Genomic DNA, 22,353 nt, shown 5'->3' with positions numbered 1-22,353 from the left:
CCCCAAGGCATGTTGCCTTGGGGGAAGAATGGCTCAGTGCAGGTCGGGCAGGGCGGCCAGCAGACCGTCCACGTCGGCCTCGCTGGTGTGGAAGCAGGCCACAAAACGGACCACGGTATGGGTCTCGTCATAGGGACACCAGTCTTCGTATTCGCACACCGCGTCGATCTGGGGCTTGATGGAGTTGGGTACCACGGCGAAGACCTGGTTGGTGGGGGACTCCACCCACAGCTGCCAGCCCTTGGCCTTCAGACCCTTCTGGAGACGGGCGGCCATCTCATTGGCCTGGCGGCCCATTTTAAAGTAGAGGTCGTCCTCAAACAGGGTCAAAAACTGCACGCCCTGGATCCAGCCCTTTTCCATTACGGCCAGCAGGCGCTTCTTCATGCGGAAGAAGCCCTCGGTGAGCTCGGGCCGGGTGATGACCAGGGCCTCGCCGAACATGGTGCCGTTCTTGGTGCCGCCGATGTAGAAGGCGTCGCACAGATGGGCGAACTCGGGCAGGGTCATGTCGTTGGCGTCGGAGGCCAGGGCACAGCCCAGCCGGGCGCCGTCCACAAACAGAAGCAGGCCGTTCTTGCGGCAGAAATCATACAGGGCGGTGAGCTCTGCTTTGGTGTAGACCGCACCGTTCTCGGTGGCGTTGGAGATGTACACCAGGCCGGGCTTGGTCAGGTGGACGTCCTCATGGAGCTTGAGCAGGGGGACCAGCTGCTCCGGGGCGATCTTACCGGCGGCGTCAGCCTCCACGGTGAGGATCTTGTGGCCGGTGGCCTCAAATGCGCCCACTTCGTGGCCGTTGAGGTGGCCGGAGTGGGGGCAGATGGCGGCCTCCCAGGGCTTGAGCAGGAAGGCGCAGGTCAGTACGTTGGCCTGTGTGCCGCCAGTGACGAATTCCACCATGGCGTCGGGGCAGCCGCACACCTCACGGATGCGGTCCTTGGCCCGGGCGGTGTACTTGTCGTCACCGTAGCCGATGTTGCCCTCCAGGTTGGCGGCGCATACCGCGTCCATCACCTTGGGGTGAGCGCCGAAGGAGTAGTCGTTGCGGAAGAAGTACTTCATTTCAAAACCCTCCAAATCAGATTGGGAGGCGGCGGAAGGATTCCGCCGCCCTTGCGTTCCCATTAAAATTTAAAGGAATCTTTCAGACTGACCGAGCGGTTAAAGACCAGGTGGCCGGGGGCGCTGTCCTTGTTGTCCACGCAGAAGTAGCCCTGGCGCAGGAACTGGAAGGAGGCGGGGGCTTCCACGCCGGCCAGGCCGGCCTCCACCTTGGCGTTGGGGAGCACCTCCAGAGAGTTGGGGTTGAGGCAGTCCAGGAAGTTCTTGTCGCCGGCGTCGGGATCGGCATCGGTAAACAGGTTGTCGTACAGGCGCACCTCGGCGTCCACGGCGGTGGCGGCGTCCACCCAGTGGATGGTTGCGCCCTTCACCTTACGGCCGTCGGCGGGGTCGCCGCCCCGGCTCTCCGGGTCATAGGTGGCAAAGATCTCGGTTACATTGCCGTTTTCATCCTTGGCACAGCCGGTGCATTTGATCAGGTAGGCACCCTTCAGACGGCACTCAGGGCCGTCGGGGTAGAGGCGCTTGTACTTGGGTACCGGAGTCTCCAGGAAGTCCTCAGCCTCCACATACAGGTTGCGGGAGAAGGTGATCTCACGGCTGCCGGCTTCGGGGTCGTTGGGGTTGTTTTCCACAGAGAAGGTCTCGCTCTGGCCCTCGGGGTAGTTGGTGATGGTCAGCTTGACGGGACGGAGCACCGCCATGACCCGCTGGGCAGTCAGGTTCAGGTCCTCCCGCAGGCAGTGCTCCAGGAAGGCAAATTCCACGGTGGAGGCGGCTTTGCTCACGCCGTTGCGCTCGGAGAAGTTGCGGATGGCCCGGGGGGTATAACCCCGGCGGCGCAGGCCGCAGATGGTGGGCATCCGGGGGTCGTCCCAGCCGGACACCCGGTTTTCCTCCACCAGCTGGCGCAGCTTGCGCTTGCTCATGACGGTGTAGTTGATACCCAGGCGGGCGAACTCGATCTGCCGGGGCTTGGCGGGTACATCGCAGTTGGCGATCACCCAGTCGTACAGGGGCCGGTGATCCTCAAACTCCAGGGTGCACAGGGAGTGGGTGATGCCCTCCAGCGCGTCCTCCAGAGGATGGGCGTAGTCGTACATGGGGTAGATGCACCACTTGTCTCCCTGACGGTGATGGTGCATGTGGTTGATGCGGTAAATCACCGGGTCGCGCATGTTGAAGTTGCCGCTGGCCAGGTCAATCTTGGCCCGCAGGGTGTATTTGCCATTGGGGAACTCGCCCGCGCGCATCCGGGCAAACAGATCCAGGGATTCTTCGATGGGACGGTCCCGCCAGGGGGAGCGGGCAGGGGTGTTTACGTCGCCACGGTACTCCTTGAACTGCTCGGGGGTCAGCTCACACACATAGGCCAGGCCCTTCTTGATGAGCTCCACGGCGTACTCGTACATCTGCTCAAAATAGTCCGAAGCGAAGTAGAACCGGTCGCCCCAGTCATAGCCCAGCCAGTGGATGTCCTCCTGGATGGCCTCTACATATTCCACATCTTCCTTGGTGGGGTTGGTGTCGTCCATGCGGAGGTTGCAAAGCCCGCCGTACTTCTCAGCGGTGCCGAAGTCCACAAAGATCGCCTTGGCATGGCCGATGTGCAGGTAGCCGTTGGGCTCCGGCGGGAACCGGGTATGGACGGTCATGCCTTGGAACTGACCACCCTGGGCGATGTCCTCGTCGATGAAATCATGGATGAAGTTTTGCGTCATGGTGGGGTTCAGCTCTTCTGGCATTTGGTTTCACTCCTTTATATTGATACAAATTGATATTTTACCCTGAAAAATGGAAAATTGCAAGAGCCGCAGCCGGAAAAGGAGTGGCAGCGGGAAAAAAGACGGGGCGCCGCATCAAGAAGCGGCACCCCGTTGGAAGAACGATGGTTCAGGATTCGTTGGGCAGGCTGGAGGAGACGTCCTTGTGGAACGCATCCCCGTGAACAATGTACTTGGAGACCACCTTGTAAACCAGGAACGTGACCGTGGAGTTGACTCCGGCCTTGATGAGGTTAAAGGGGGCGATGAAGGGGAAGAGCAGGGTGTCCACATAGGCGCGGTTGGCGGCCACGGCAGCGGTATCCGCCACGTCGGCGGTGATGAAATAGGGGGTGAAGAAATGGTTGAAGACCATCATGGCGGCCGTCATGGCCAGAGTGCCGCACACCAGGGCCAGCACAGCGCCCCGGCGGGTGTGGCGGAACTTATAGATGGTACCGGCCACCAGGACCAGCGTGGAGGTGGCGAAGATGTGCATGGCGATCCCCATCACGCCGCTCTGGGCGCTGACGGTAAAGCCCTGGATCAGGCTGGCCACCACGGTGAGCATCAGCCCGGCCGCCGGGCCGTAGGCAAAAGTACCGATGAGGATGGGAATGTCAGCGGGGTCATATTCCAGAAATGCCACGGGCCCAAAGATGGGGAAGTGGACCAGCCACACCAGTACAATGGACAGAGCCACCAGCATGGCCATCACGGCCAGCTTCTTGATGCGGACGGATCTTGCAGACATAATAAAACACTCCTTATTGACTGGATAACACCTGAAAGACCATGCCTTCCAGGTGTCAAAATCAAAAGGAGCGTGCCCAATTTCAACACATCTTCTTTCATCCAGACTTCGCGCCCGTGCTGTGCGCGTCACTGTCGGTCCCGGAGTTGCACCGGGTCAGCCGTTGCCGGCTCGCGGACTGTACCGCCGATCGGGATTTTCACCCTGCCCTGAAGACATCAGATTCAGTTGTTCCGCCCTTATTATACACATTTAGTGGGAAATTGCAAGAGAAAAAATAAAAAACAAATGTTCGATAAAACATTGACTTGCCCGGCGGGATATACTACAATGAGGACAACAAGGATACGGAGGGGCAGAATGGACAGAGAACGGACGTGCAGCTTTACCGGCCATCGGCCGGAAAAACTGCCCTGGCGGGAGAATGAGCAGGACCCACGATGCCTGGCGTTGAAGGCGCGGCTGGTGAAGGCGGTGGAGCAGGCATATGACGAGGGAGTGCGGCACTTCCTGTGCGGGATGGCCCGTGGGGCAGACTTCTATTTCTGCGAGGCGGTGCTGGAGCTGCGCCGTAAGTGCGCCGGCGTGACGCTGGAGGCGGTGATCCCTTGTGAAGAGCAGGCCGCCCATTGGCGGGAGCGGGACCGGGAGCGGTATTTCTCCCTGGTGGAGCGCTGTGACCGGGAAACCATGATCCAGCGCCACTACGACCGGGGGTGCATGCTCCGGCGCAACCGCTATCTGGTGGACCATGCCGGGATGCTGATCGCGGTCTATGACGGGATGCTGGGCGGTACGATGTATACCATTTCCTATGCCATGAAACAGGGACGGAAGATCGTGACACTGGATGTAGAGGAGTAGGGCGGCCGTTTGGCCGCCCTTTTTTCTGGAACAAACAGGCACATCCGGAGCGGAAGGTGCATATTCTGGAAGAGGACTCCATCGGTTAGCGGTGAATAAGGTTTTAATAATTATATAATAGAATGGTAAAAATAACAAAAGAAAACGAATAAAAGAAAATATGATTTTAAACAAACTGCCGGTTTTGTCAGGAGTTTGGACAGGATTCGGGTTTTGTCTATTTTCCTTTTGACAAAAGGGCGGTATAGTATCACCAACGATTGGTATTGTTATGCCGTGAAAGGGGAAAAGAAAGATGAAGATTCCTGACAGTCTGAAGCGTTACGGCCTGGCCAAGGTGTTTGATTATCTGGACAAGGATCCCATGAACAATATGAGCAAGGTCATGGATCTGGTCAACAAATTTGCCGGGGACACGTTGAGCACGCAGCGTGCAGCGTTCGACCGAGTCATCAACGATAAAGATTCCTGCTGGCACCAGCTGATCGAAAAAGTCTGGACCCAGACCGATCCGGATGTATTGAAGACGGTATTCAATAACTTCTTTGTCAACGCCAACCTTGTGGGATGGCCCAAGCAGGAGGAGAACCGCAAAAAGTACGGCTGCAACATCCCCTGGGCTATTCTGCTGGATCCCACCTCTGCCTGCAACCTGCACTGCACCGGCTGCTGGGCGGCGGAGTATGGCAACAAGCTGAACCTGACCTTTGATGAGATCGATTCCATCATCACCCAGGGCAAAGAGCTGGGTATCTATATGTACATCTATACTGGCGGCGAGCCTCTGGTGCGCAAGAAGGATCTGATCGCTCTGTGTGAGAAGCACAACGATGCCGCTTTCCTGTCCTTCACCAACGCCACCCTCATTGACGAGGAGTTCTGCCAGGATCTGCTGCGGGTGGGCAACTTCATCCCCGCCATCAGCCTGGAGGGCTTTGAGGAGGCCAACGACTCCCGCCGCGGTGAGGGCATCTATAAGAAGGTCACCGATGCCATGGCCCTGCTTAAGAGCCACAAGCTGCCCTTCGGCATCTCCACCTGCTACACCAGTGTCAACTACAAGGATATCACCAGCGAGGAGTTCTACGACAAGATCATGGATCTGGGCGCCTACTTCATCTGGTTCTTCCACTACATGCCTGTGGGCAACGATGCGGCCCCCGAACTGATGCCCACTCCCGAGCAGCGTGAGGAGATCTATCACCGTATCCGGGCCATGCGTCAGACGAAGGGCATCTTCGCCATGGACTTCCAGAACGATGCTGAGTATGTGGGCGGCTGTATCGCCGGCGGCCGCCGTTACCTCCACATCAACGCCAACGGCGATGTGGACCCCTGCGTGTTCATCCACTACTCCGATTCCAACATCCGGGAGAAGACTCTGCTGGAGTGCCTGCAGTCCCCCATGTTTATGGCTTACCACAACAATCAGCCCTTCAACGAGAACATGCTGCGTCCCTGCCCCATGCTGGAGAACCCGGAGTTCATTGAGAAGATGGTGCATGAGACCGGCGCTCACTCCACCGATCCTCAGTCCCCTGAGACGGTAGAGCATCTGACCGCCAAGACCCATCCTTATGCCGACAACTGGACCCCCACCGCCGAAAAGCTGTGGAACGAGTCTCACCCCGGCTGTGCCGGCTGCGCTGGCTGCAGCAGCTGCGGTCAGTAAGCGTACATAAAAAAGACCTTCCCCAAGTGGGAAGGTCTTTTTTATGTAGATACAGAGTCAGAAACCACGCAGAGGAACGGAGCCGTCGTCGCCGCCCTTCTCGATGGATTGAATGACGGCGTCATAACCATAGGAATCGTTGACCTGAATGTGGAAACGCTCCCCCACCTTCCGACCAAGCATGGCACGGCCCAGAGGGGATTCCTTGCTGATGAGGCCGTGGAGGGCATCTTGCCGCATGGTGGTGACGATCTGGTAGGTCTCAGTATCGCCTTCGTCTTCCAGCAGGACGGTGACCTTGTCGTACAGATCCACCGCGTCGGCATGGGTGGCGTCGGGGAGGACCACAGCGGTCTTGATCATGTTTTCCAGGAAGCGGATGCGGCTCTCGTTGCGGTTTTTTTCCTGTTTGGCCGCTTTGTACTCGAAGTTTTCACTCAGATCGCCGAAAGCGCGTGCTTCCTTGACGGCCTCCAGCAGCTTGGGGCGTAGCTGAATGCGGCGATAGTCCAGTTCTTCCTGCATCATTTGCAGGTCTTTTTGGGTCAGTTCATTGTGCATGGTATGTCCCTCTTATATCTGAGATTGAATCGATCATGGCTGATTACGGCGGAATTTACGGGGTTCCTCTCCACGTATCATGCGTTGCAGTCCCCTTATGTGGCGGGAGAACATCAACACGCTCAGCAGCAGGGCCAGAAGAAATACTTCTGCCGTGCCCCAGGCCGGAACACTGAGGAGAAACAGCGTGGGGATCACTACGGCGCCCAGCGGCAAATAGCCGGTAAACAGTGTGACAGCCAGACCCAGCAGGCAGCTGAGTGTGCCCCACAGAGGGGCGGAGAGGATGAGAGCCGTGCAGGTGACGGCCACCCCCTTGCCGCCCTGGAAGCGGCGCCAGATTGGAAAATTATGTCCCAACACGGCCCCGAGACCGGCCCACAATCCGGCGGTGCGCAGGCCGGGGCAGAACAGCAATTGACACAGTGACCAAGCCAGAGCCGTTTTCCCAACATCGCCCAACAGCACCGTCAACCCCCAGCGCAGTCCCAGCTCGTGGGCCAGATTGGCCATGCCGGGATTGCCGGTACCCAGGACGGAGGCGCTGCGTCCGGTTCGCAGGCGGGCCACCAGCTCACCGGTGAGCAGACAGCCGCAGCTGTAGCCGACCAGCAGACAGAGCAGCCGCTGCATCTCATCGCCTCCCCCTTTTTTATCCGATGGTCTCAGTGTGCCCCTTCGAGCGCTGTTTTAGCCATCGGTGGGTTTGGGCGCCTCAGAGGCAGTATGGGCAGCCTGTCCCTGCTGGATGGCCTGCCGCTCACGCAGCAGCTCCTGATGCAGCTGCAGAGAGGTCCATTCACGGTTTGTGGGGGTCAATACGGCCTTGAGAGGAACCGGGGGGATCTTATTGCGGCGGAAGCCCTGGAGAAATTGCTCCAGCAGCGGGCCGGTAAACTGGACCAGCAGCAGCATCTCGTCCGTAAAGCCGGCGGCTTCGTCTGGGGCAGCTGTCCCGTCCCCATCCACCAGGCTGCCCAGCGGCAGGGTATAACATTCCGGGGAGACCTGCCGGACGCGGATCTTCAGCGGCAGGCACATCCGCTGGATCTTGGCGGCCTTGGTTTTGTCCAGATTATAAAGAAGGACCAGTGGCATGTTCATCGCGTGGTATCCCTCGCTTTCTGATTTCCAACCTATTTTACCCGCTTTGAAAGAGAGCGTCAATATAAAATCCGCTGTGGCCGGTGTACCAGATAGGTGCCTTTTTTCTCTTGAGCTTTTCGACAAAATTGGATAAAATAGAAAGAAGAAATGAAATAAAGTATTGTACGATAAGGAAAAGAGGCGAGCTCCGTGCGGGAATTAAGCCAAGGGAAAAAGCAGCAGCATATGTATTTGGCCATTTTGCTGTTTGCATGCTTCCTGGTGGGTGGGATCCTTTTCCTGTGGCATATGATGAGCCAGAATGAGAGCGATAGTCTGCAGTATCTGGACAATGCGGCGCTGCACCAGGAGATTTCCGTGGACCGGCAGATCCAGGGTGATTTTCAGACCCTGCACGCGGTAGCCATCGCCATGGAGGAACTGGGCGTGTCCGAATTGTCTCAGGTGGAAGAGATGATGCAGAAGATCAATGAGAGCAATAGCTTTCGCTATATGGGCATTGCCACGGTGGAGGGACAACTGGACCTGGTCGAGATTGGCGGGGAAAGACATTTTGGACTGGATGTATCCCAGGAGGTCTTTTTCCAAAAGGCTGTAGCGGGGAAAGACGCCATTTCGGCCACCCGTCAGGATCCGCTGGCTGAGGGAAACTATATCAACTGCTACGGTGTCCCTTTGCTGAATGGAGCAGGCAGTGTCGTGGGGGTGCTCTGCGGGATAAACGACGCATCGGTCCTGCGGAGTATCATTGATGCACCGCTGCTGAACAGTGAGGGATTTTCTGACCTGCTGCTCCAGGATGGACGGATCATCATTCGCTCTCAGGACACGCCGGTAGCCAGGGGGGATATCCGGTCGATTTCCGATCTGGAAGGGATTTCAGAGCAGGACATGGAAGAAATTAACACCGCTCTGGCGGAGGATACCAAAGCCCACTTTACGTATCAGATCGAAGGCCGGACCATGGTGGCAGTACTTGCCCCCATCAGTGTACCGGGATGGTATATCCTCTCCTCACTGCCTCAGGAGACGCTGTGGCAGCGTTATCTGGTGACCGTTGTGGGTGCGGTGTTCCTGGTGGCTACCGGAGTGCTGCTGTTTTTTGGAATGATGCTGCGGGAGCGGCGGGCGGATGCCCGCAGCCGGGCCCAGCTGGAGCGGTTGGCCTATCAGGACAAACTGACCCAGTGCCGCAATTATGATAAATTTCTCCTGGATGCTGAGCAGATATTTCAAGAGAGTGGCTGTGACGGCTGGGCGCTGTGGTATTGTGATCTGAAGCATTTTAAATACTACAATGATGTGCTTGGCTATCACATGGGAGATGCCCTGCTGAAGCGCATGGCAGAGGTCTTTCTTCATCTGGAAGGGGCGGATGCTGTGTTCTGCCGCGCCACGGCGGATAACTTTGTGGGGCTGCACCGGGAACAGGATCCCAAGCGGCTGCGGGCCTGGTTTGACCAGGTGGTGGAGGAACTGACCCGGGAGGAAAGTCAGGTGCCCAACCGGGTATGTGTGGAGCTGTGTATGGGCTTTTTCCTGCCTGAACCGCAGGACGTATCTCTGGCCGTCCAGGAGATGGTGGACCGGGCCAACATGGCGCAGAAATCCATCAAGCAGCAGGCCGGCAGCGGCTGTGCCTTTTATAACGAACAGATCCGGGAATATAACCGCCGGGACATGGAACTGGGCCGGCAGGGGATGCAGGCGCTGCGGGAGGGACAGTTCCAGATCTATGTTCAGCCCAAGGTCGATATCCAGCGTGGAGACCGGCTGAGCGGCGGAGAAGTGCTGGCCCGCTGGCTGCATCCACAGCGGGGAATGGTGCCGCCAGGAGAATTCATCCCGTTGTTTGAAGAAAACGGTATGATCGTGGATCTGGACCGGGCCATGTTTCGCCAGAGCTGTCAGTGGCTGAGAGCGCGGATGGACCGGGGGGAGCCGCCGGTCAGCCTGGCGGTCAATGTGTCCCGGCTGAGTCTGCTGCGGGAGGATTTTGTGGAGTACTATGCCGCAGTTAAGCGGCAGTTTGCCATACCGGATGGTGTGGTAGAACTGGAATTTACCGAGAGTATGGCCCTGGTGGGGGAAGAGATGTTCCTGGACCTGGCCCATTCCATCCAGCAGGCGGGATTTATCTGTACCATGGACGACTTTGGTACGGGCTATTCCTCACTGAACCTGCTGAAAAACCTGCCCATCAACGTACTCAAACTGGATATCATGTTTTTCCGGAAGAGCATTGACAAGCGTCGGGAACGCATCGTGGTGCGCAATATCATCCAGATGGCCAAGGAGTTGGATATCCGTGTGGTGGCGGAGGGCGTGGAGGCTGAAGAGAGTCTGGAATTCCTCCGCGCCGCCGGCTGTGATATCGCTCAGGGCTATCTGTTTGCCAAACCAATGCCGCTGGAGCAGTTTGAACGCCTTGTGGAAGAAAAGAAGGATGGACCCTGGAAAACGGAGGAATAGAGCCGGACAGGGCGGGAGATGCTGTGGAAAAAGAGAAAAAGAGGGGAGCGGAATGCGGGTTGCCATCGTAACGGGCGCCTCGTCCGGACTGGGCCGGGAATTTGTCCGTCAGTTGGAACGGCAGGGAGGGCTGGATGAAATCTGGGCCGTGGCCCGGCGGGAGGAGCGGCTGCGGGAGCTGGCGGAGCAGGCCGGGGCCATCCCGGTGATTCCACTGGTCCTGGATCTGACCGAGGAGGCCAGCCTGGCGCAGCTGCGCCGGCGGCTGGAGGAGCAGCGGCCCGAGGTGCGCCTGCTCATCAATGCGGCTGGCTTTGGCAAGTTTGGGACCTGGGCAGACCTGAGTGTGGAGGAGACCCGGAGCATGATCGCTCTGAACTGCACTGCGGCGGTAGAGCTGACCATTGCGGCGCTGCCTTACATGCACCGGGGGGCCCGCATCCTGGAGATCTGCTCCTCAGCGGCCTTTCAGCCCCTGCCCGGGCTCAATGTATACGCGGCCACCAAGGCGTTTTTGCTGCGTTACAGCCGGGCATTGCGCTGGGAGGTAGCGCCCAGAGGCATCCGGGTAACGGCGGTGTGCCCCGGGTGGGTGCGGACCGAGTTCATCGCGGTGGCCCAGGATACCAAAAACGGCAAAACGGTGCGCCATTTTCCCTTTGCTCTCCGGCCGGAGACGGTGGTCCGGCGGGCGCTGCGGGACAGCCGGCTACTGGCGGTGACCACCTGTTCATTGCCGGCGCTGGTGCAGCGGGTGGCCAGCAAATGGCTGCCGCACTGCTTCATCATGGGCTGCTGGGAAGGGCTGCGGCGGATCTGAGAGAAAGCAACAACGCGCGGCCCCTGCGGTTTTACCGCAGGGGCCGCGCGTTTGTTTTGCGTGATCACTCCGCCGTAATGACGGGGTGTTCTCCATCGGCGGAGGCGTGGATGGCGGAAATGGGACGGAGGTAGCTGTCGATGAGCTTGGTGGCGATGTCGTCCTCCAGATCCTTCTGGATCTGCCGGCGCAGGTTGCGCGCGCCATAGGTGACGGAGTAAGACTTTTTCACCAGGTAGTCCAGCAGCGCCTCATCCCAGGTGAAGGAGATGCCCTTCTCGGCCAGGGAACTCTTCAGCTCACCCAGCATGATGCCCGCGATCTGCTTGAAGTTGTCCTCTGTGAGCTTGTTGAAGTAGACGATCTCGTCCACGCGGTTGATGAACTCAGGCCGCAGGAAGCCTTCCAGGGCCTTCATGGCCCGCTCCCTGCCCTGCTCGTCGGCGGTGCGGCCAAAGCCTACGCTGCCGGCGGAAGAACGGGCGTCGCTGCCCGCGTTGGAGGTCATGACGATGACGGTGTTCTCAAAGTTGACGTTGCGGCCCTGTGCGTCGGTGATGTGTCCGTCATCCAGGATCTGCAGCAGGATGTTCAGCACGTCCGGATGGGCCTTTTCGATCTCGTCGAAGAGAACCACGCAGTAGGGTTTGCGGCGTACCTTCTCGGTGAGCTGACCCGCCTCGTCATAGCCCACATAACCCGGGGGGGAGCCGATGATGCGGCTGACGGCGAATTTCTCCATAAATTCCGACATATCCAGCCGGATGAGGGACTCGGGGGAGTGGAACATATCCATGGCCAGCTGTTTGACCAGCTCAGTCTTGCCCACGCCGGTGGAGCCCACAAAGATAAAGGAAACCGGCTTACGCTTGGAGGCGATACCCACCCGGCCCCGGCGTACAGCGGCGGCCACGGCGTGGACGGCCTCGTCCTGGCCGATGAGATGCTCCTTGAGCCGCTCCTCCAGGTGGGCCAGACGTTCATACTCGGCCTCCTGGATCTGGCTGGCGGGGATCTTGGTCCACAGTTCGATGACCCGGGCCAGGTGCTCCACCGTCAGGGGGGGCGCGCTCTGAGCTTCCAGCTTGGCCAGCTCGTCCTGCAGCTGCATCTCCCGGCTCTTTACAGCGGCCAGACGCTCGTAGTCCCGGCTACTGTCTCCGTCGGAGAGCAGCTTCTCCCGGTCAGCGGTGAGGTTGGCCAGCTCCCGGCGGAAGTTGGCCTGGCGGGTCTCGTTGGCGCTCAGCGCCTCCTGGGTGGCGGGGTTGCCTACCAGTGCGTCGTGCTCGGCCGTGAGCTTGTTGAGCTCACGGCGCAGCTCGCTCTGCCGCTGCTCGTTGTTCTTCAGCGCGGTTTGGCGCTTGTAGTCCCGGTCGTTGGCCTCCACCATCAGGTTTTCCCGCTCTTTCTCCAGGCGCTCCAGTTCCTTCTTGACCTCCACTTCCCGGGCCAGGGTCCGGTTGTGGAGGTTGACGTCGGAGCAGGCCTCGTCGATGAGGTCGATGGCCTTGTCGGGCAGAAAACGGTCGGTGATGTACCGTTCACTCATGGTAACGGCCAGGCGGCACATCTCGGGGGAGATGGAGACGAAGTGGTACTTCTCATAGTAGGGGGCGATGCCGCGGATGATTTTGACCGAGTCCTCGATGGAGGGCTCTTCCACCATCACCGGCTGGAACCGGCGCTCCAGAGCAGAGTCCTTTTCGATGTACTTGCGGTACTCGGTGAGGGTGGTGGCGCCGATGACCTGAATCTCGCCCCGGCTGAGGGCGGGCTTGAGGATGTTGGCTGCATTCATGGAGCCCTCCGCGTCGCCCGCGCCCACGATGTTGTGGACCTCGTCAATGACCAGGATGATGTTGCCCAGCTTCTTGATCTCCTCGATGAGGCCCTTCATGCGGCTTTCAAACTGGCCGCGGAACTGGGTGCCTGCCACCAGGGCGGTGAGGTCCAGAAGATAGACCTCTTTATCCAGCAGTTTATAGGGCACGTCCCGTTCGTAGATCTTCTGGGCCAGCCCTTCGGCAATGGCGGTCTTGCCCACGCCGGGCTCGCCGATCAGGCAGGGGTTGTTCTTCTGCCGGCGGTTGAGGATCTGGATGGTGCGCTGGATCTCCTCCTCACGGCCGATGATGCGGTCCAGCTTGCCGTCAGCCGCTTTCTGGGTCAGAGAAATGCAGTAGTTTTCCAAGAACTTGCGCTTGGGGGGCTTGTCGCCCTTTTTTTCTTTGCCGTCCCGGTCCGACCGGGCGCCGTCCCGCTCCGGAGGCTGGGACTGGGGATTCTGAGCCGAACCGAACAGCTTGTTCAGGAAGGGGAAGGTGGCGGTTTTACCCTCGTCCTCTTCATCGCTGTCGCCGTTTTCGGCTGACATCAGCCCTTCCATGCCCTCGGCTCCGCCGAAGGCGGACATCATCTCATTGGTCAGACCCTCCAGGTCCTCCTCGCTGATGCCCATTTTCTGCATCATATCTTCCACGGGCTTGATGCCCAGCTCCTTCGCGCACTTGAGGCAGAGACCTTCGCTCTTGGTGGTGCCTCCCTCCATCTTCTGGATGAAAATCACGGCCACGTTCTTATGGCATCTGGAACAAAGTGTGGGTTGCATTTGTATTCAACTCCTTTGGAGGGAAGGTTACTTCCCTCGGAGAAATGATTCTAATCTGAAATTATGAACTGCGTATGAATGATCAAAATCCGCTCAGCAGGGAGATGGGATTGGTAGTCAAAAAGAAGTGCAGCAGATGGGTTTTAGTTACCATATCTTCCGGTATGATGTTGCCCAGATAGGGCAGCAGCCAGGCCAGAACGAAGAGAAGGATGCAGGCCTGTACCAATCCAAACAGTCCGCCCAGGGTCTTGTTGAGAAAGTGCAGCCCGGGTAGGCGTGCCACCAGATCCAGTGCCCGGCTGATCAGTTTCCAGGCCAGAAGGATCAGGGCAAAGGAGACCAAAAACAGGATCAGGTAGGCGACTGACTGGGCAATGGCAGCGGCCACAGACGCCGCCGCGCTGGCGGCCGCTGTGGTCATACCGTTTTCCACGGCCTGATCCACTGCGTCGATGAGAGATTCGTAAAAGCCCATTTCCCGCAGCGCATTGAGCACACCGTCCAGGGGGACATCTTCGGGAGAGAGGGCGGCCGAGCCGCCTTCAGCCACCTGCTGCTGGATGGCGGTATTCAGCTGTTCCTCGATGGCAGAGGCAAAACGGGGCTCCAGTGCGTCGGCCACCATGGGTGAGAGGGTGCGGGCCACAAATCCAGCACCCACAAAGGCGACCAGGACGGCAAGCAGACTGCACAGAGAAAGCACCAGTCCCCGGCGGGCGCCCATTACGGTAAAGAAGATCAAAACGGCCAGAATGATAAGGTCAACAATGAGATAAACAGCCATGGATTCCTCCGTTTTTATTGAGGCACATAGAGATGTGCGGTGTTGTTTCCGATGAGCATAGCGCTGCCATCGGAGTACTGCAGGACTTTCAGGGCGCTTTTTGTGCCCTCCAGAGAGGTGTAGAGATCCAGATCCTGGTCATAGATATCCAGCCGGTCGGCGGTAAGCAGGCTGGTATAACGCCCGGCCGAGGAGAGGGAGAGAACCTGCTCATCAATGGCCAGGGTAGCCCGCTCGGTGCCGTCGGAAGAGACGATCACCAATTCTGAGGCGCTGCCTGCCCGGTATTTGCCCAGCAACAGGGAGACCGTGCCATCTCCGTCCAGGGAAAAGGATTTGAGGTAGCGTCCACCGTAGCTGTAGGAGCTGGAGAGGGTACCATCCGGGTCAACCAGATAGGTCCCGGTCTCACCCAGAGCCCAGATGCCGCTGTTGTCCCAGCGCAGATCCAGGATGGCGTCGCTGCCCACGGGGCAGGTCCAGTCCGGATCGATCTCCTCCTCGGTGCGCTCCAGCCGATACAATTCCACCCGGCTTTCAAAGGTGCCGTCCGTCAGGCCCATGGTCAAAAGCGCCATGGACTTGTTGTCCGGAGAGAGAACCGCATCCATCACAAAGCGGGTGGAGAGGCGCAGCTGTATTTGGGGGCTATAGGTGCTGTCATAGACGGTGATCGTCCCTTTGGAACCGCTTTCCTGACTGACCACGATGAGCCAGCCGCTGCTGTTCAAACTGGCGCAGAGCAGGGAAGAACCGGCCGACTGAGACAGGGAGAACGACTCCTCCTGGCCGGAATAAACGAACAAGTCCTGACCGCCGATGTCATAAATCAGCGCATTTTTTCCAACGACGCTGACCGTCGGGTTGGTCATGGAGACGGTTTTGTCCACCGAGACCTGCCCATCACCGCTATAAAGGCGTATATTATTGGGGGAGCAGACCAGCAACTCTCCGTCCAGTACGGCAAAGGCGTTGGAGATATCTCCGTCAAAACGGAAGGAGTCAGCCTGCCCGCTGTCGTTCCGGGACAGGTTCCAATAGGTGAACCAGCGCTTGATGGAGTCAAAATTCAATTTGTCGTAGTTGACCACCAGAACCACCGCGCCCAGAACCAGAGCTACGGTGACCAAAAAGGCCAGAAAACGGACCAGACGGTTCGGTCGTGGTTTCTTTGGGACAGAACGGTCCCTTGTGCGTTCATCCATGTTATGCTCCCAGACAGTGATGATATGCAGCCGCAGCTATAAAACGTCCTCGTTGTACCAGAGTTTGGTCATGTAAAGCCCGCCTGCGGGTACGGTGGGGCCGGCGGCTGTCCGGTTTTTACCCTCAAGAATGGAAGGGACCGCATCGGGGGAAAACTTCCCATCTGCGGCATATACGCAGGTGCCTACCATGGCCCGTACCATATTGTAAAGAAAACCGTTGGCACACACCCGGCATTCGATGAGATCCCCGCTGCGGGCGATATCAAAGTAGTATACCGTGCGGACGGTGGTGCGGGTCTCGGTGCCCACCGAGCGTACAGCGGCAAAGTCGTGGGTCCCCACAAAGTGACTGGCAGCCCGCTGCATCAGCTCCTCATCCAGGTGCTTGGGGTAAAACCAGGCCCGGTTCACATGGAAGGCGTTGCGGATGTGGGAGTTATAGATGCGGTAGGTGTATTCCTTTTTCAGACAGGAGCCAATGGCGTTGAATTCTTCCGGCACTTCAGTGGCCTTTACTACCACGATGTCGTCGGGCAGGCGGGTATTCACCGCCAGGGGAATACGGTCGCAGGGGATGCGGGAAGTGGTGCGGAAGTTGGCCACGTAGGTCTCGGCGTGGACGCCGGCGTCAGTGCGGCCGGCGCCGGTGCACTTTACCGGGTGTCCCACCACCGAGGCCAGAGCTTTTTCCAGGGTTTCAGCCACGGTGACGGCGTTTTTCTGCACCTGCCAGCCGTGATAAGCCGTACCCACATACATCAGTTTCAGTGCAATATTTCTCATAACATTCCTTTTTACAGTCCGAACCGGCGCAGCACACCTATCGCTACACACAGTGCAATACCGAAGGCCAGCGCGGCGAAGTCGATGCCCCGCAGCTGGAGCCGGCGCATCCGGGTACGTCCCTCACCGCCGTGGTAACAGCGGCACTCCATGGCTACCGCCAGCTCGTCGGCCCGGCGGAAGGCGGAGATGAACAGGGGCACAAGCAGAGGAATGAGGGCCTTGGCCTTCTGAATCAGGTTGCCGGTGTCAAAGTCGGCGCCCCGGGCTTTCTGGGCGGACATGATCTTGTCGGTCTCCTCGATGAGGGTGGGGATAAAGCGCAGGGCGATGGACATCATCATGGACAGCTCGTGCACCGGTACTTTGATGGCCTTCAGCGGCCCCATCAGCTTTTCCAGAGCGTCGGTGAGCTGGATCGGGGAGGTAGTGTAGGTCAGCAGGAAGGTACAGGTGATGAGCATGGCGATGCGCAGTACCATGAATACAGCGGCCCAGATGCCCTCGGCATAGATCTGAAAGATCCCAAAGGAGAGCAGCGGTGTGCCGTCACCGGGGGTATAGAACAGGTTGAGCAGGCCGGTGATGACGATGATGATCAAGATGGGCTTCATGCCCCGGAGGATACTCTGGATGCCCACCTTGGATACGGCGATAAGCACCGCCAACACCAGCAGAAGGATGCCGTAGGAGACCACCTGCTTGGCCAGAAAGAGGGCCATGATATAGGCTACCGTCCAGATCAGCTTGGTGCGGGGGTCCAGGCGGTGGATCAGGGTATGGCCGGGAAAGTACTGGCCCAGCGTAATGTCTTTCAGTGCCATTTACTCCGCCCCCTTCTCATTCCGCCCCAGTTTGGACAGGATGGCGTCCCGGGCCTGCTCGATGGTGTAGACGGAGGGGTCGATGTCCACGCCCAGCGCCCGCAGGCGGTGAAATACCCGGGTCATGGCGGGGATGCCAAGACCCATCTTCACCAGCTCCTCCCCGTGGGCAAAGACCTCGCGGGGCGCGCCGGAGAAGGGAATCCTTCCGTCGTTGACCACCACCAGCCGGTCCACCGTCCGGGCCACCTCCTCCATGGAGTGGGAGACGATGATGATGGTGGCGTTCTTGGCCGTATGGTAGTCGTGGATGTTCTCCAGGATGGACTCTACGCCCACCGGGTCCAGTCCGGCAGTGGGCTCGTCCAGGATGAGTACCGAGGGCTCCATGGCGATGACGCCGGCGATGGCGACCCGGCGCTTCTGGCCGCCGGAGAGCTCAAAGGGAGACTTGTCCAGCAGCTCTTCTTTCAGACCGACAAAGCGGGCCGCCTGGCGCACCCGGCGGTCGATCTCCCCCTCGTCCAGCCCCATATTGTGGGGGCCGAAGGCGATATCCTTGTAGATGGTCTCCTCAAAGAGCTGGTACTCCGGGTACTGGAACACCAGTCCCACCTGAAAGCGGGTCTGGCGGGTGCGCTCCTTGCTCTCCCAGATGTCCCGGCCCTCAAAAAGGACCCGGCCGGAGGTGGGCTTGAGCAGCCCGTTGAGGTGCTGGATCAGCGTGGACTTGCCCGAGCCGGTGTGGCCGATGATGCCCAGGTACTCTCCGCGGTAGGCGGTGAAGTCCACATCCACCAAAGCGCCGTGCTCAAAGGGGGTGCCCGCCGAGTAGATATGGCAGAGGCGTTCCGTCTGAATGATCGGTTCCAAATGACTTCATTCCTTTATTGTGGTGGTACATGCCCCAAACCGGGGTCACGTCCGGAGATCGAATTGCAGTTCTGTGCGTCCAAGCGGAGTGCGGAGCTTTCCGCCCCTGCGTCCACTAGGCCCCTTCCCGGTTCAGCAGGTCGTACAGGACCTGGGCACAGGCTTCATCGCTCAGCGCATCCAGGGGCACATCGACACCTGCCTGGCGCAGCTGCCACAAAAGCTCAGTGGTCTCCGGTACGGTAAGGCCCACGGCCTTCAGCTCCTCCACCCGCTGAAAGACCTCCCGGGGGGCGCCGTCGGCGATGACCTTGCCCTTGGCCATGACCACCAGGCGGTCGGCCTGGGCGGCCTCATCCATGTGGTGGGTGATGAGCACCACGGTGACGCCGGAGGTGCGGTTGAGCTGTTTGATGGTCTTCATAACCTCGGCTCTGCCGATGGGGTCGAGCATGGCGGTAGGCTCGTCCAGCACGATGCAGCGGGGCGCCATGGCGATGACGCCGGCGATGGCCACCCGCTGCTTCTGTCCGCCCGAGAGGAGGTGGGGAGCGTGCTCCCGGTACTCATACATACCCACGGCCTTGAGGGCGTCGTCTACCCGCCGGCGGATCTCCTCCGGGGGAACGCCCAGGTTTTCCGGGGCGAAGGCCACGTCCTCCTCCACCACGTTGGCCACGATCTGGTTGTCCGGGTTTTGGAACACCATGCCCACGGTGCGGCGGATGTCCAGCAGCCGCGCCTCGTCAGACGTGTCGATGCCGTCTACGTATACTTTGCCGCCGGTAGGCAGCAGAATGGCGTTCATATGCTTGGCCAGTGTGGACTTGCCCGAGCCGTTGTGTCCCAGTACGGCCACAAAGGAGCCCTCCTCGATGGACAGGTCCACCCCGTCCAGTACCAGAGGGGCGACCTCACCGGCCTCGGCGTAGGTGAAGCGCAGCTGCTGCGTTTCAATGATGCGGTTGCTCATATTCAATACCTCATTTGTGTGCCGTCCACCGTCCGGTGGCGCCGCAGGGCAGGGCTAGGCCGGTAGCGGTCACGGGCAGGCCCAGCTCCTGACTTTCTGTATGGCCGCCGTATTTCCGGGCCACCAGGGTTTCCAGCAGATAGGTGAGCACCGACGGGGCCAGGCCCGTGGTGTAGGAATTGATGAGGAAGAACAGCGGCTGGTCCGAGAGGACCTGGCTCACCAGCTCCACAAAGGGGAACAGATTCTCCTCCAGCTTCCAGATCTCTCCCGAGGGACCCCGGCCGTAGGAGGGGGGGTCCATGATGACCGCGTCGTACCGGCGGCCCCGGCGGATCTCCCGCTCCACAAACTTGCCGCAGTCGTCCACGATCCAGCGGATGGGGGCCTCGCTCAGGCCGGAGGAGGCGGCGTTCTCCCGGGCCCAGCTCACCATGCCCTTGGCCGCGTCCACGTGGCAGACGCTGGCGCCGGCGGCGGCGCAGGCCACCGTGGCCGCGCCGGTGTAGGCGAACAGGTTGAGCACGTTGACCGGACGGCCGGCAGCGCGGATGCGCTCCATGGCAAAGTCCCAGTTGGCCGCCTGCTCGGTGAATACACCGGTGTGTTTGAAGTTCATGGGCTTGACGTTGAGCGTCAGCCCCTTGTAGTCCAGCGTCCACCGCTGGGGCAGGTCTTTTTTGACCCACTGGCCCCCGCCGGTGGAGGAGCGCTGATACCGGGCGTCGTATTTGCGCCAGCCGGGATGGCGGCCCTCCGGGCGCCAAATGGCCTGGGGATCAGGCCGCACCAGGATGAATTTGCCCCAGCGCTCCAGCCGCTCCCCGTTGCCGCAGTCCAGCAGTTCGTAATCCTTCCAGTCAGTTGAAATCCACATGTGATTCTCCCACCGTTGTGTTTCTTGTCATAATCATCCTATTATATCATTCCCATTTGGGGCAGTCAATGAGAAGAAGCGATTGTGTTATGGGGAAAACTGTGATAAAATAAGCCCAAAAGCGAATTTTAGAGAAACGGGGTGTCCCATTATGAGCGACGCGCAGCTGCAGTTCCGTACGGCGACCTTCGGCGGATTCCAGAAGCAGGATGTGCTCAACTATATCGAGGCGGCCAATCAGGAACACAAGGAAAAGCTGGAGAATCTCCAGCGGGAGCGGGATGAGGCGGTGCAGGCGCTCTCCGGGCTGAAGGATGAAGCGGCTGCCGCCAAGGAGGAGGCCCAGGCCGGCCTTCAGGAGCAAAATCGCCTGAATGAGGAGGTGGCCAAGCTCCGGGAGGAGCTGGAGCAGGTCAGAGCCGAGCTGGTGCAGAAGGATGAGGCGCTGGATACGGCGCGCCGGGAACTGGAAGAGACCAAGGAGAAACTGTCCCGGGCCGAGCCTGCGGCGGCGGCTTATGAAAAGATCAAGGACCGTACGGCGGGCATGGAGCTGGAGGCCCACTGCCGGGCCCAGGCGGTCCAGGCGGAGGCTGAGGAGCGGGTCAAGAAGGTCCGGCTGGAGGTAGAGCAGTGGCTGAGCAAGGTCCAGGCCGGGTATGACCGCCTGCGCACCGACATGGATGCCAGCGTGGCCCATGCGTGCGGGGAGCTGGACCGGGTAAGAACCACGCTGGGACACATCTCGGAGGAGCTTGGCAATCAGGATGGGCGGCTGGAACAGCTTGCCCAGGCCTGTTCCGAGGCCCTGGGCGGCCGGGTTCCGGCCCCGGTACCCCTGTCGGAGGATGGACCGGAGCACTGAGTTAAAAAATGCGCGCCTGCATTGCAGGCGCGCATTTTTTAACGCAAAGAGGCGTTCGTCCGTTTCCGGGCCAGAGTGGTCAGGAACAGCAGACACAGCAGGATCTGTACCGTAGTGGCCATGGGGGTAGCCAGACCGATACGAAACAGATCAGCGGGGAAAAGCCGACTGAGGACATAGACCGCCGGAATGCGGATGAGCACAGCGCCCACGATCCCCTGCACCATGACAAAAAAGGTATGACCGCAGCCGTTAAAGTAGCCCACACAGCAGAAGAGAATGGAGGTCAGCAGGGTGTCGATGGCATAGGCTTTCAGATAGGCGTGAGCCTGCCGGATGACGTCCGCGTCGTTGGAGAAGAGCCCGGCCAGCAGATCGCCCCGCAAAAAGGTGAAGCTGGACACCACCACGGCGACACACAGAGCGGTACCAATGCCGCAGACCAGCGCGGCCCGGGCCCGCCGAGGCTGGTTTGCCCCCATATTCTGCGCCACAAAAGCGGAGATGGACTGGGTAAAGGAGGAGGGAAACAGCATGATGAAACCGCAGACTTTCTCAGCCACCCCAACGCCGGCGGAGGCGGTGACATCAATGGTATTCACGACTGCCTGGATGATGAGAAAGGAGACCCCAACCAGCAATTCCTGCAGTGCGATGGGAGCGCCCAGCCGGAGCTCTTTGACCAGGCAGACCGGGTCGGGCCGGAGGTAGCTGGCATGAAAGGGAAAGGGCAGGGTACGCCGGGCAATCAGGGCCAGGGAGATGGCCACACTGATGGCCTGAGAGAGGACGGTGGCCAACGCCGCGCCCCCCGCACCCATGCCGAGTCCTGCTACAAAGAGAAGGTCCCCGGCAATGTTGCATACACAGGCGATGCACACCGTGAGCAGCGGCGTGCGGGAGTCGCCCAGCCCGCGGAAGACGGCTCCCAGCAGGTTGTACCAGACCACAAACAGAATGCCGAGGCCGCAGATGCGGATGTAGGCGCAGGTCTGGGCATAGGCCTCGGCCGGAGCGTGGAGCAGTCGGGCCAGAGGACCGGCACACCCGGCCAGGATCGCCAAGAGGAGCAGGCCGAAGAGGGTGAACAGTGCAATACCCGTACCGATGGCCCGGCCTGCGGCCTCCCGCTGATGCTGGCCGATCTTCTGTCCCACATAGATGGTGATGCCCATGGTAAGACCGGTAACCACCATGGTTACGGTCTGCATCAGCAGGCTTCCTGTGGACACGCCCGATACATCGGTGGTATGGGCGAACTGCCCCACCACCAACAGGTCTACCCCGCCGTACAGGGACTGTAAAAAGAGTGCCGCAAAGACCGGCGCAGCAAATCGCAGCAATGTGCTCAGCACGCTGCCTGTTGTCAGATCCCGTTGCTGCTGCATATCGTTCTTCTCCTTTGATGCAAAAAATGCTGGATAAGGAGACAGACATCTCAGTCTGTAGCCTTATCCAGCATAACATTTCCAGCGAA

Annotated in this window: 20 protein-coding genes and 1 riboswitch; of the genes, 5 read left to right on the top strand and 15 right to left on the bottom strand. The window is 59.6% G+C overall.

What is annotated here, in order from left to right; genetic code table 11:
• Positions 1–33: 33 nt before the first annotated feature.
• The 3 genes from WMO45_RS04200 to WMO45_RS04190 form a co-directional block, all read right to left on the bottom strand.
• Positions 34–1,065 (bottom strand): threonine aldolase family protein, encoded by a 1,032-nt coding sequence (locus WMO45_RS04200; RefSeq protein WP_349139299.1) that lies wholly within the window; start codon positions 1,063–1,065, stop codon positions 34–36.
• Positions 1,066–1,127: 62 nt separating this feature from the next.
• Positions 1,128–2,810 (bottom strand): glutamine--tRNA ligase/YqeY domain fusion protein, encoded by a 1,683-nt coding sequence (locus tag WMO45_RS04195; RefSeq protein ID WP_349139298.1) that lies wholly within the window; start codon positions 2,808–2,810, stop codon positions 1,128–1,130.
• A gap of 148 nt (positions 2,811–2,958) precedes the next feature.
• Positions 2,959–3,582: an ECF transporter S component gene (locus WMO45_RS04190; RefSeq protein WP_349139297.1), complete on the bottom strand. Its 624-nt coding sequence runs from the start codon at positions 3,580–3,582 to the stop codon at positions 2,959–2,961.
• A gap of 85 nt (positions 3,583–3,667) precedes the next feature.
• Positions 3,668–3,803: riboswitch (FMN riboswitch) on the bottom strand.
• Positions 3,804–3,942: 139 nt separating this feature from the next.
• Between WMO45_RS04190 and WMO45_RS04185 the strand changes: the two genes are divergently transcribed.
• On the top strand, positions 3,943–4,446 hold the full coding sequence (locus WMO45_RS04185; protein ID WP_349139296.1) for an SLOG family protein: 504 nt from the start codon (positions 3,943–3,945) through the stop codon (positions 4,444–4,446).
• 295 nt (positions 4,447–4,741) lie between these two features.
• Positions 4,742–6,118 (top strand): radical SAM/SPASM domain-containing protein, encoded by a 1,377-nt coding sequence (locus tag WMO45_RS04180; protein WP_349139295.1) that lies wholly within the window; start codon positions 4,742–4,744, stop codon positions 6,116–6,118.
• Between the two features lie 57 nt (positions 6,119–6,175).
• Here WMO45_RS04180 and WMO45_RS04175 read toward each other — a convergent pair whose 3' ends face one another.
• Genes WMO45_RS04175 through WMO45_RS04165 form a run of 3 tightly spaced genes read right to left on the bottom strand, consistent with a single transcriptional unit; the run spans position 6,176 to position 7,783 of the window.
• Positions 6,176–6,679, bottom strand: coding sequence for a GreA/GreB family elongation factor (locus tag WMO45_RS04175; RefSeq protein ID WP_349139294.1), 504 nt, complete (start codon positions 6,677–6,679; stop codon positions 6,176–6,178).
• A 33-nt stretch (positions 6,680–6,712) separates the two neighbouring features.
• Complete coding sequence (locus tag WMO45_RS04170) at positions 6,713–7,312, bottom strand: glycerol-3-phosphate acyltransferase (RefSeq protein ID WP_349139293.1); 600 nt, start codon at positions 7,310–7,312, stop codon at positions 6,713–6,715.
• A gap of 57 nt (positions 7,313–7,369) precedes the next feature.
• The gene (locus WMO45_RS04165; RefSeq protein ID WP_349139292.1) at positions 7,370–7,783 is read right to left on the bottom strand and encodes a DUF3783 domain-containing protein; all 414 of its coding nucleotides are present in this window, start codon (positions 7,781–7,783) and stop codon (positions 7,370–7,372) included.
• A gap of 192 nt (positions 7,784–7,975) precedes the next feature.
• On the opposite strand from WMO45_RS04165, the gene WMO45_RS04160 reads away from it, so the two are divergent.
• Positions 7,976–10,258, top strand: coding sequence for a putative bifunctional diguanylate cyclase/phosphodiesterase (locus tag WMO45_RS04160; RefSeq protein WP_349139291.1), 2,283 nt, complete (start codon positions 7,976–7,978; stop codon positions 10,256–10,258).
• Positions 10,259–10,310: 52 nt separating this feature from the next.
• Positions 10,311–11,078, top strand: coding sequence for an SDR family NAD(P)-dependent oxidoreductase (locus WMO45_RS04155; protein WP_349139290.1), 768 nt, complete (start codon positions 10,311–10,313; stop codon positions 11,076–11,078).
• A gap of 64 nt (positions 11,079–11,142) precedes the next feature.
• On the opposite strand, the gene WMO45_RS04150 is transcribed toward WMO45_RS04155, so the two are convergent.
• The 8 genes from WMO45_RS04150 to WMO45_RS04115 all read right to left on the bottom strand — a co-directional run bounded on the left by WMO45_RS04150 (position 11,143) and on the right by WMO45_RS04115 (position 20,011).
• Complete coding sequence (locus WMO45_RS04150; RefSeq protein WP_349139289.1) at positions 11,143–13,686, bottom strand: ATP-dependent Clp protease ATP-binding subunit; 2,544 nt, start codon at positions 13,684–13,686, stop codon at positions 11,143–11,145.
• An 82-nt stretch (positions 13,687–13,768) separates the two neighbouring features.
• Positions 13,769–14,473: a CvpA family protein gene (locus WMO45_RS04145; protein WP_349139288.1), complete on the bottom strand. Its 705-nt coding sequence runs from the start codon at positions 14,471–14,473 to the stop codon at positions 13,769–13,771.
• A gap of 14 nt (positions 14,474–14,487) precedes the next feature.
• Positions 14,488–15,678, bottom strand: coding sequence for a DUF5711 family protein (locus WMO45_RS04140; RefSeq protein ID WP_349139287.1), 1,191 nt, complete (start codon positions 15,676–15,678; stop codon positions 14,488–14,490).
• Positions 15,679–15,714: 36 nt separating this feature from the next.
• Entirely contained in the window at positions 15,715–16,464 is a 750-nt protein-coding gene (gene truA / locus WMO45_RS04135) for a tRNA pseudouridine(38-40) synthase TruA (protein ID WP_349139286.1), read from the bottom strand.
• Between the two features lie 11 nt (positions 16,465–16,475).
• Positions 16,476–17,288: an energy-coupling factor transporter transmembrane component T family protein gene (locus WMO45_RS04130; RefSeq protein WP_349139285.1), complete on the bottom strand. Its 813-nt coding sequence runs from the start codon at positions 17,286–17,288 to the stop codon at positions 16,476–16,478.
• Positions 17,289–18,161 carry an energy-coupling factor transporter ATPase gene (locus WMO45_RS04125; protein ID WP_349139284.1) on the bottom strand — a complete coding sequence of 291 codons (873 nt, stop codon included), beginning with the start codon at positions 18,159–18,161 and terminating at the stop codon, positions 17,289–17,291.
• 115 nt (positions 18,162–18,276) lie between these two features.
• A complete protein-coding gene (locus tag WMO45_RS04120; protein ID WP_349139283.1) occupies positions 18,277–19,134 on the bottom strand; it encodes an energy-coupling factor transporter ATPase in 858 nt (285 codons plus the stop codon).
• Positions 19,135–19,144: 10 nt separating this feature from the next.
• Entirely contained in the window at positions 19,145–20,011 is an 867-nt protein-coding gene (locus tag WMO45_RS04115) for a class I SAM-dependent methyltransferase (protein WP_349139282.1), read from the bottom strand.
• Positions 20,012–20,162: 151 nt separating this feature from the next.
• On the opposite strand from WMO45_RS04115, the gene WMO45_RS04110 reads away from it, so the two are divergent.
• Entirely contained in the window at positions 20,163–20,876 is a 714-nt protein-coding gene (locus WMO45_RS04110) for a hypothetical protein (protein ID WP_349139281.1), read from the top strand.
• A gap of 38 nt (positions 20,877–20,914) precedes the next feature.
• Here WMO45_RS04110 and WMO45_RS04105 read toward each other — a convergent pair whose 3' ends face one another.
• Positions 20,915–22,264: an MATE family efflux transporter gene (locus WMO45_RS04105; protein ID WP_349139280.1), complete on the bottom strand. Its 1,350-nt coding sequence runs from the start codon at positions 22,262–22,264 to the stop codon at positions 20,915–20,917.
• Positions 22,265–22,353 lie beyond the last annotated feature (89 nt).

The sequence above is a fragment of the Flavonifractor hominis genome, from assembly GCF_040095835.1.
GTDB classification, from domain to species: domain Bacteria; phylum Bacillota; class Clostridia; order Oscillospirales; family Oscillospiraceae; genus Flavonifractor; species Flavonifractor hominis.
Note: the sequence above shows the minus strand (reverse complement) of the source record. Positions and strands in the feature narration are given on the sequence as shown.